This window comes from Pseudomonas sp. FDAARGOS_380 (assembly GCF_002591235.1).
Classification (GTDB): domain Bacteria; phylum Pseudomonadota; class Gammaproteobacteria; order Pseudomonadales; family Pseudomonadaceae; genus Aquipseudomonas; species Aquipseudomonas salmasensis.
Genome location: NZ_CP023969.1, coordinates 4,626,573 through 4,637,664, shown reverse-complemented (window position 1 = coordinate 4,637,664; position 11,092 = coordinate 4,626,573). Strand labels below are relative to the sequence as shown.

The window sequence follows — 11,092 nt, the reverse complement described above, 5'->3', positions numbered from 1 at the left end:
CTGCTGGCGCTGCTCCAGAGGCAAGCGAAGAAAGCGCGACACCAGGTCGATATTTGGGTTGGAAAGCATGGTTCAAATCGCCTCTAGTTCGCTCAAAAAGTCACGAAGATCATCAAAGTCTGCCGCGGTGCCGGCGCGGAAAGTGGCAGCAGCCTGGACATAGGCGCGCAAGGAATCGGTCTGGAACACTTCCACCAGCGGCACTTCCAAGCCCAGCTCGGCCTGGACGCGGGACGTGATCTGGATAGCCAACAAAGAGTGGCCGCCGATTTCGAAGAAGTTGTCGTTCAGGCCCACTTGCGGCAGGTGCAGGATGTCGGCCCAGATCGCAGCAATCTGCTGTTCAAGCTCGGTTTGCGGCGCCACGTAGTGTTGTTGCAGTTGGCTTGCGTCCGGCTCGGGCAGGCTACGGCGGTCGAGCTTGCCGTTGGGCGTGAGTGGCATCTGCGCCAGGAACACGAAGTACGCTGGCACCATGTAATCCGGCAGGCGTGTTTTCAGAGCGCGGCGCAGGGCGTCGCGCCATACGGCTTCGTCACCCACCGACTCTACCGGTACGACATAAGCCACCAATTGCTTACCGGTCGGGCCGTCCTGAGCCACCACCACGGTTTCACCGACATTGTCCTGTTCACGCAAACGCGCCTCGATTTCCCCCAGTTCGATACGGAAGCCCCGGACCTTCACCTGATGGTCAACACGCCCCAGGTAATCCACCACGCCATCCGCACGCCCACGCGTCAGGTCGCCGCTGCGATACACGCGACTGCCCGGCTTGCCGAACGGGTCCGGTACGAAACGCTCGGCAGTCAGTGCCGGACGCTCCAGGTAACCCCGGGCCACGCCCTCACCGCCCAGGTACAGCTCGCCGGCCACGCCGATGGGTTGCAGGTTCAGTTGCGCATCCAGCACGTAGCCACTGCGGTTGCCCAACAAGGTGCCGATGGGCGCGTAGACGGCGCCACATGGGTCGCCTTTACGGGCCTTCCACAGCAGCGGCGTAACCACGGTTTCGGTAGGCCCGTAGCCGTTGAACAGGTATTTGGGTTTCAGCGCGCGCCACGCCAGGTCATAGCTGGCTTGAGCAACGGCATCACCACCGAAGCAATACACCCGCACCGGCGGTGGGTTGCCGTCGCGCTCGGCATGTTCAGCCAACTGTTGCAGGTACACCGGCGGGAACACCGCCATGGTCACGTTGTGGCGATGCATCTGCTCGTAGGTGTATTCCGGCAGCCATAGGCTGTCATCACGGATCAACACGCTGGCGCCGTTGATCAGCGGGTGCATCCAGCCTTCGTGGGAGCCGTCGAAGGCAAACGACATGAAGTGCAGTTCGCAATCGCTTGGTGAGGTTTCATAACGCTCGCCAGTGGCGATGATATGCGCCACCAACGGCCCGTGGGACACCGCCACGCCCTTGGGCAAGCCGGTGGAACCGGAGGTGTAGATCACGTAGGCGAGGTTGTCACCGTCCAGCGCCACATCCGGCGCTGTATCGCTGTAACCGGCCCATTCTTCGGTGCGATCAATCGCCAAGGTATCCAGGCCCTCAGGGTCCGGCAGCTGCTGCAACGCACGGCTGTGGGTCAGCAGCAATTGCGCACGACTGTCTTGCATCATGTACAGCAGGCGATCACGTGGGTATTCGATATCCAGCGGCACATACACGCCACCGGCTTTCATCACCGCCAGGAACGCCACCATGCTCTCGGCACTGCGCGGCATGGCGATGGCCACCCGCACTTCCGGGCCGACGCCACGGGCAACCAGGGCATGGGCCAGGCGGTTGGCCTGGCGATCCAGCTCGCCATAAGTCAGGGTTTGCGCGTCGAATTTCACGGCGATTGCTGCCGGATTCTCACGGGCACGGTCGGCCACCAGCTCGTGCACCAGGCGCTGGGCCGAAAAGCCTGAGTCGGTACGATTGTAAAGCTGCAGAATGTGCTGTTGCTCGTCAGCACCGAGCAAGTTTAACTGGCCAATTGTCTGCTGCTGATCAGCAATCATTGCCTGCAACAGGTTTTGCCAGTGCAGTGTCATGCGTTCGATGGTGGCGGCATCAAACAAGTCTGTGGTGTAGCTCAGGGAAGCATTCAACTGGTCCTCGGACTCCTCAATATCCAGGGTCAGGTCGAATTGCGCTAGCGCTTCATCCCAGCTCACCGGGCTCATGTGCAACTGCGCCAAGCGCTGCAAATGGCGGCCGGACAGGCTGATATGGTGGTTGAACGCCACCTGGAACAATGGGCTCAGGCTGAGGCTGCGTTCAGGTTGCAGGGCCTGCACCAGTTGCTCGAACGGCAGATCCTGATGGGCCTGGGCCTCCAACGCGCGCTGCTTGACCTGTGCGAGCACTTGGCGAACGGTGGCATGCCCGTCGATATCCGCCTTGAGTACTTGGGTGTTGACGAAAAAGCCAAGCAGGCGTTCGGTCTCGACACGGTTGCGATTGGCGATCGGCACGCCGACACGGATGTCCTGCTGGCCGCTGTAGCGATGCAGCAAGACTTGATAGGACGCCAGCAACAGCATGAACAGCGTGACGCCTTCGCACCGGGCCAGGTGCTTGAGGCTATCGACCAACGGCGTCGGCAGCGCGATATTCAAACGTGCGCCGCGATGGGTCGGCACGGCTGGACGCTGGTGATCAAACGGCAACTCCAATACTGGCTGCTCACCGCCGAGCAGATCGCGCCAGTAATCGAGTTGACGAGCCTTTTCCCCAGCCTCCATCCAGTTGCGTTGCCACATCGCGTAGTCGGCATATTGGAAAGGCAGCGGCGGCAGGTCCAACGCCTGACCTTGGCTGAACGCGGCGTAGAGTTGCACCAGTTCGTCGACCATTATTTGCATCGACCAGCCGTCAGAGATGACGTGATGCTGCACCAACACCAACACGTGTTCCTCTGGAGCCAAACGCAACAGGCTGATGCGCATCAGCGGGCCCTGGCGTAGATCGAATGGCTGGGTGATCAACGCTTCGACCATCGCCTTCAACCCTGCCTGATCGGCGTCCATTGAGGCTATCGGAATGCGTGCCTGCGGGCTGATGACTTGTACCGTGCCCTCGGCGGCCTGATGCAGATGAGTACGCAGGCTTTCATGACGCATCACCAGCGTATCGAAGGCGCGCTGCAAGGCGGCCTTGTCCAGGTGCCCGGTGAGGCGCAGAGTGCTCGGCACATGATAGGCGGCGCTCGCGGGGTCCAGTTGCCACAGGAACCATTGACGCTCCTGGGCATAGGACAACAGCAAGGGCTGGTCACGCGATACCGCCGTCATCTTGGGTGCCGAGTCACTCTCGTAGCCCAGGGCAGTAACGAAATCCGCCAGCAACGGCTGCTCGAACAACGTCTTGAGCGCCACCTCGATACCCAAGCCATGGCGCACGCGGGACACAACCTGCGTCGCCAACAGCGAGTGTCCGCCCATTTCGAAGAAGTGATCACTGAGACCAACCCGCTCGCAACCCAGTACCTGCGCCCAGATCGCAGCGACTTGCTTTTCCACGACACTCACCGGTGCAATCCAGTGGGCCAGTGGCTGGCTGACATCGTGCTTGGGCAGTGCAGCGCGGTCCAGTTTGCCGTTGGGGCTCAGGGGCAACCGATCGAGCAATACCAGATGCGCGGGCACCATGTAGTCCGGCAATTCCTTGCGAAGGCGAGTCTTTAGCTGTTCACGCAAGGCGTCCCACGCTGGTTCGGACAGCGTCTGTTTCGCCACAATGTAGCCCACCAACTGGTTATCAGCGGCGATCACCAAGGCTTCGCGCACACTGGCCTGGGCCAGTAGTCGCGCTTCAATTTCGCCTAATTCAATACGGAAACCACGCACTTTCACCTGGTGGTCGATGCGCCCCACGTACTCGATCATGCCATCGGCGCGGTAGCGTGCCAGGTCGCCGGTGCGGTACAGGCGCCCCGCCCCACCGGTGCAGAATGGATCGGGGATGAAACGGTGCGCCGTCAGGCCGGGGCGATTGAAATAGCCGCGCGCGAGCAACGGCCCACCGATCACAAGTTCGCCCGCGACCCCCACCGGCACCGGATTGAGGTTGGCGTCCAGCAGGTAGATGGCGCGCCCATCAAGCACCCGCCCGATAGGCATCATCGACGGCAAGGCTTCACGCCCTTCCACGTAGGTTGCGCAATCAAGCGCGGTGACGGTCACCGTCGCCTCAGTCGGACCATAAGTGTTGAGCAGCCGCACAGGCTGCAAGCCTGCTTCGCGCCAAGCATTCAGCCCTTCCGGTGGCATCGCTTCGCCACCAATGTGCAATTGGCGCAAGCGCCCGTAATCGCGCGGGCCCCGCTCGGCAAAATCGCGCACCAGTTGCAACCAGTAGGCAGTGGTCAGGTCGACCACGGAAATGTCGTGGTCAAGCAGCTGCTGGTAGAAGGTGTCGCTGTCCCACAGCTCGCCGCCACGTACCACTACAGCTGCACCACAGCACAAGGCCGGGTACAACTGCTCGACGAAACCGTCGAAATTGAAGGTGCCAAATTGCAGCACACGATCATGAGGCGCCAGTGCAAACAACTCACTGAACACTTCCACATGCCGTGCCAGGGAAGCATGGTCGATACCCACACCTTTGGGCCGGCCGGTAGAGCCTGAGGTGAACATCACATAGGCCAGGTTGCCGGGCTGGGCACGCGGCGATGGATTTTGCGCGCTGTAGTCAGCAAGCCAGCCGGGCGCATCTTCCAAGCACACCAGGGCCAGGTTGTCGGTGATCGGTAATCCTTCGACCAGTGGCTGCTGGGTCAGCAGCAGTTTCAGGCCGCTGTCCTCGATCATGCATTGCAGGCGATCGGCCGGGTATTTCGGATCCAGTGGCACATAGGCGCCGCCGGCCTTGAGCACCGCCAGCAGGCCTATAATCATTTCCAGGGAACGGTCCACCGCGACACCCACTAAGCTGTCGGCTGCGACGCCCAAATCGATCAGCCGATGAGCGAGGCGATTGCTGCGCATGTTGAGCTGGGCGTACGTCATGCGTCGCTGATCAAGGATCAGCGCGACGTTATCCGGATAAAGCTGCGCCTGTTGCTCGAAGCGCTGTAACACGCTGGCCTGTGCCGGTTGAGCGACGTGACGCGGATTCCAGTCATGGACCACACGCAGATGTTCATGGGCAAGCAGCAAAGGGATAGCGCCGAGGGCTTGCTGAGGGGAGTCGACAAACTGCTGCAACAGACCTTGCAGGTACGCCGCGATGTGTTGCACCGCATCGGTGGCAAAATCCGCGCACAGGTACTCCACGTGCAGGTTCAAGCGCTGGCCGCCATGTACGGTAAGAGTCAGTGGGTAGTTGGTACGTTCCTGATGGCTGACGCCGCTGAAGCGTAGCCCGCCCTCGTGCGACTGCTGCAGACTCTTGGCCACCGGAAAGTTTTCGAACACAACCAAGGTATCGAACAGCGCTTCACCGGCCGAACCCGCCCAGCGCTGGATATCAAACAGCGGTGTGTGCTCATGCTCGCGCATTTGCAGGTTAAGCGCCTGTATCGTGCTCACCCAGTCGATGACACTCTGCGCCGGATTGGCCGCCGCGATCAGCGGCAAGGTGTTGATGAACAGGCCGACCTGCTGCTCGACGCCCACCGACTGCGCCGGCCGCCCCGATACCGTCACCCCGCAGGCCACGCTGGCCTGGCCGGTATAGCGTTGCAGCAACAATAACCACGCTGATTGCACGAGCGTGTTGAGCGTTACTTGATGAGTTCGGGCGAAGGCGACCATGCGTCGGGTCTGTTCCTCATCCAGTTCGCAGTGAACTTCCCCATATTCACCGGCACTCTGCACTGCGGTCCTGGTCACGCTGCGCGCAAGGTGCGTCGGTTCGTCCAGCTGCTCCAAGCGTTGACGCCAGAACCTCTCCCCCGCCATCGGGTCCTGTTGCTGCAACCAGGCAATGTGCTGGGAAAACGCCGCGCCAACCGGCGGCAAGGTCTGGCCCTTGCAGGCTTGCAGTACCTCGTTGAGCACCAGCGCGTTACTCCAGCCGTCCATCAAGATGTGGTGGCTTGTGTAAATCAGGTGCCAACGATCTTCGGCGCTACGAACCAGTGCCACCCGCAATAATGGCGGCCGGGCCAGTTCGAAGCCTTGGCGGTGATGTTCGGTGGCCAGGCTATCCAATGCTGCGCCAAGGTCTTCACGCCCGCGCCAGTCGTATTCGGTAAACGGCAGGCTGACCTGACGATACACCACTTGCAGGGCCTGCCCCTGGTCGTCCTGCCACACAAATGCAGTGCGCAACATGTCATGCCGCGCCAGTACCTGCGCCCAGGCGCTCTGGAACTGCGCCACATCGATACCCTGCACATCGGCGCGCAGTTGACCGACGTAGATATCACCCTCGCCCTGCCGATAGAGGCTATGGAACAACATGCCCTGCTGCATCGGCGAGAGCGGATACAGGTCTTGCACCTGGCGTGCCGGCAGCGCCAGCTCGTCCAATTGCTGTTGGGTCAGTCGGGCCAAGGCTACATCGGCCGGAGTGAGAGCGCCTTGTTGCGGGTCGATGCAATGCGCAATCAATGCCAGCAGCTCTTGCCGATAATCATCCGCCAGCCGCTGAACAGTCGCCGCCTCGAACATCTCTCGACTGAACCCCCATTGCAGCGACAGCTCACCGCCATAGACCTGTCCTTCCACCGTCAACCAGTTGGCCAGCGGTGCCTCTGGATCCTGGGCCTGGCCACTGCCCTGGCTGGCCGGCACGAACAGTGCCGATTCGTTGAACTGGCGGTCGAACTGGCCCAGGTAGTTGAACGTGATGCGCGGCGCGGCCAGGGTCGACAACGCTTCGCGGGTGTCAGGCGTGCCGAGGTAACGTAACAGGCCGTAGCCAATGCCTTTGTTCGGTACGGCGCGCAGTTGCTCCTTCACCGACTTGATCGCCGCCGACAGTTCGCCTTCGGCCTGCAGGCGCACCGGGTACAAGCTGGTGAACCAGCCGACGGTGCGGCTCAGGTCGATATCGTCGAACAGGTCTTCACGGCCGTGACCTTCCAGCTGGATTAGCGCAGCCGGTTGCTCGCTCCAACGGCTGATCACCCGCGCCAGGGCGGTCAGCAACAGGTCATTGACCTGGGTGCGATAGGCCGCTGGTGCGTCTTGCAGCAAGCGGCGGGTTTGCTCGGCATCGAGGCGCGTTTCCAGCTTGGCGCCCAGGCGGTTTTGCAGGCCGCCTTCGGGGTGATCACACGGCAGTTCCGCGTCGACGGACTGAGCTTGCCAGTACGGCAGTTGCTCATCGAGGGTCTGCGCGTGGCTGTGCAACTGTTGCGCCCAGTGCTGGTAGGCACTGGTTTTCGCCGGCAGTGCCTGTTCGCGGTAGGCCTGTTGCAGGTCTTCAAGCAGGATGCGCCAGGACACGCCATCCACCACCAGATGATGGATCACCAGCAGCACACGTTGGCTGCCATCGGCCATGCTCATCAACACGGCGCGCAACAGTGGGCCTTGGGCAAGGTCAAGGCTGCGCTGGGCTTCATCACACAGCGCCGCCAACTCGGCGTCGGTGCTGGCCTGGCATTGCCACAACAGCGGTTCGCTGACGTAGGCGGCATGGCTCTGCTGCCAGCCGTCAGCCTGCTGCACAAAACGCAGGCGCAAGGCGTCGTGATGCTGCATCAATCGCGCCAGCGCTGCTTCCAGGCGTGCCGGCTCAAGCATCTCGCCGGGTACCAGCAACAAGGATTGATTCCAGTGATGCCGCGCCGGGATCGGCTGGTCGAAAAAGCTGTGCTGCACGGGCGTCAGCATGACCTCGCCGCTGACCGGGCCCTGGTCGATCAGGCTGACCTGCTCGAAGCTGGCCGCCAGCGCCAGGCTGCGGATGCTCTGGTACTGGAACAGGTCACGCGGACTCAGGCGAATACCGGCCTGACGGGCGCGGCTGACTACTTGGATGGAGATGATCGAATCGCCGCCCAGCTCGAAGAAGTTATCGTCCTGGCCGACCTGCTCAACGCCCAGCACATCGCTCCAGATGGCGGCCAGGGCTGTTTGCAGGTCGCCTTGTGGCGCCACAAACGCCTGTTGCAATGCCCCGTCCGGCACTGGCAACGCCTTGCGGTCGAGCTTGCCGTTGGCGGTCACCGGCAGCTTGGGCAGCGCAATGAAATGCGTCGGCACCATGTATTCCGGCAAGCTGCTAAGCAACCAGGCCTTGAGGTCCGTTGGCGCCTCGCCTGCGTGCACCAGATAGGCGACCAACTGCTTGCCGCCATGTACCAGCACCACGGCTTCGCGCACGTGTGGATGCTGCATCAGGCGTGCTTCGATTTCGCCCAGCTCGATACGCAAGCCACGCAACTTGACCTGATGATCGAGACGGCCAAGGTATTCGATCACCCCATCGGCACGTTGGCGCACGCGGTCACCGGTGCGATACAGGCGTTCGCCCGTCACGAACGGGCTAGACACAAAACGTTCGGCGGTCAACGCCGGGCGTCGGTGGTAACTGCGCGCCAGACCAACGCCGCCCAGGTAGAGTTCACCGCTGACGCCAGCCGGCACCGGGTTGAGTTGCGCGTCCAGCACGTAGGTGCCGAGGTTGGCGATCGGGCGGCCGATGGGCACGCTGTCGGCGCCTTCGTCGATGCAGGTCCAGTGCGTGACGTCGATGGCCGCCTCGGTCGGGCCATAGAGGTTGTACAGCGCCGCAGTCGGCAACTTGGCGAACACTTGCTGTTGCGCATCCAGGGGCAAGGCTTCGCCGCTGCAGACGATACGCGTGAGGCTTGCGCACGCCTGTACGCCCGGTTCATGGATAAACGCCTGCAGCATCGAGGGTACAAAGTGCAAGGTGGTGATGGCGTGCCGGCCAATGGTGTCAATCAGGCGCGCCGGTTCACGGTGCTCCCCAGGCGCCGCGACCACCAGGCGTGCGCCGGTCATCAGCGGCCAGAAGAACTCCCACACCGACACGTCGAAGCTGAACGGGGTTTTCTGCAAGACCGCGTCATTGGCACCCAGGCCATACGCCTGCTGCATCCAGCTCAAGCGGTTGACCAAGGCGCGATGGCTGTTGCCGGTGCCTTTGGGCTTGCCGGTGGAGCCCGAGGTGTAGATCACGTAGGCCAGGTTAAGGGCATGCAAGGCCACATTCGGCAATTCGCTGCTGTAGCCGTCGAGCCATAGCGCCGGCTGGTCCAGGGCAATCACCTGGATACCGGCGACGGGCAGCGACGCCAGCAGGCTCTGCTGGCTGAGCAGCAGTTGTATGCCGCTGTCTTCGATCATGTAGGCCAGGCGTTCCTGGGGGTACTCAGGGTCGAGGGGCACGTAGGCGCCACCGGCCTTGAGAATCGCCAGCAGGCCAACCACCATCTCGATGGAGCGCTCGATGCAGATGCCCACCAGCACGTCCGGCCCTACGCCCTGCTCGCCCAAGGCATGGGCCAACTGGTTGGCGCGCGCATCCAGTTGGGCGTAGGTCAAGGTGGTGCTACCGAACACCAGCGCCGGTGCATCAGGGCTGCGCCGCGCCTGGTCTTCGATCAGGTGATGAATGCCGCGTTCGGTCGGGTACGTCTCGGCGGTCTGGTTCCAGCTGTGAACGAGCCGTTGCTGTTCATCCGCATCAAGCATGGGCAATTCGCCGATGCGCTGTTCGCCATCGAGCACCATGGCCTGCAGCAGGCGGGTCCAATGCCGGGCCATGCGCTCGATGGTGGGCGTATCGAACAAGTCATTGGCGTAGGTCAGCGCGGCATGCAGGGTGCCGGACTTTTCGTAGGTGTCCAGGGTCAGGTCGAACTGGGTGGTGCGGCCTTGCCATTCCACCAGGGCCAATTCCAGCCCCGATGCGGTACTGACCGAGGCGATGTCGGCGACTACCGGCTGATGGTTATACATCACCTGAAACAGCGGCGTGTGGCTCAGGCTGCGCTCGATTTTCAGCGCTTCAACCAGACGTTCAAAGGGCAACTCCTGATGGGCCTGGGCGCCCAGGGCATGCTCCTTGATACCTTGCAGCAACTCGGCAACCCGCGTTTGCCCGGTCAGTTCGGTGCGCAACACCTGGGTGTTGACGAAGAAACCGATCAGCCCCTCGACTTCGGTTCGATTGCGATTGGCAATCGGCACACCGACGCGGATATCGCCCTGGCCGGTATAGCGGTGCAGCAGCACATTGAAGGCGCCGAGCAACAGCATGAACAGGGTGACGTTGTGTTTTTGCGCGCAACTGCGCAGTTGCACGGCCAGCGCCGGCTCAATCGCGAAGTTATGCCGTGTGCCCTGGTAGCTGGGCATGGCCGGGCGTGGGTGATCAGTGGGCAGTTCCAATACCGGATGCACATCACCCAGGCGAGCCTGCCAGTACTCCAACTGACGCGCCTGCTCGCCCGCTTCCAGCCAGCGGCGCTGCCACAGGGCGTAGTCGCTGTACTGGATGGGCAGCGCTGGCAGTTGGGGCGTTTCGTTGCGTTCATGGGCGTCATAGCAACGGATGAATTCGTCGATCAGCACGTTCATCGACCAACCGTCGGAGACGATGTGGTGCAGGGTCAGCAGCAGCACGTGTTCCTGCTCGGCAAGCTTGAGCAGTTGCAAGCGCAGCAGTGGCCCATGTTCCAGGTCGAACGGCAACAGCGATTGACGGGTGGCGGCGGCGTTGACGGCCTGCTCCCGCGCGTCGACGGCCAAGGCGGTGAAGTCCAGGTGCTCGACGGTCACCGACGGCTCCACCGCCACCTGCGCCAGCCGCTCATCGGCCTGACGCTGGAACACTGTGCGCAGGGTTTCGTGCCGCGCCACCAGGCTGGCGAACGCTTGCTCCAGCGCTGGCAGGCTCAACACGCCACTTAAACGCACCGCGCCGGGCAAATTGTAGGCGCCGCTGGCCGGGTCCAATTGCCATAGAAACCACATGCGCTGCTGTGCGTAGGACAGCGCCTGGCGGTCCTCCACCTCCACCCCTGCCGGAATCGGAAACCTTGAAAAATCCACGCCTTCTTTCTGCAAGGCTTGCAGGAACAATTGGCGTTTTTCCAGGGGCAGCCCGATAAACCGGCGAGCAAGTTTCAAGGAGTCTTCAGCATTCATTTCTTGGAATCCGGGGCAATAG

Annotated in this window: 1 protein-coding gene; it reads right to left on the bottom strand. The window is 62.1% G+C overall.

Going from position 1 to position 11,092, the window contains the following annotated elements; all coding sequences use genetic code 11:
- Window positions 1-72: 72 nt before the first annotated feature.
- Complete coding sequence (locus tag CRN80_RS21900) at window positions 73-11,070, bottom strand: non-ribosomal peptide synthetase (protein ID WP_098951101.1); 10,998 nt, start codon at window positions 11,068-11,070, stop codon at window positions 73-75.
- Window positions 11,071-11,092: the final 22 nt, after the last annotated feature.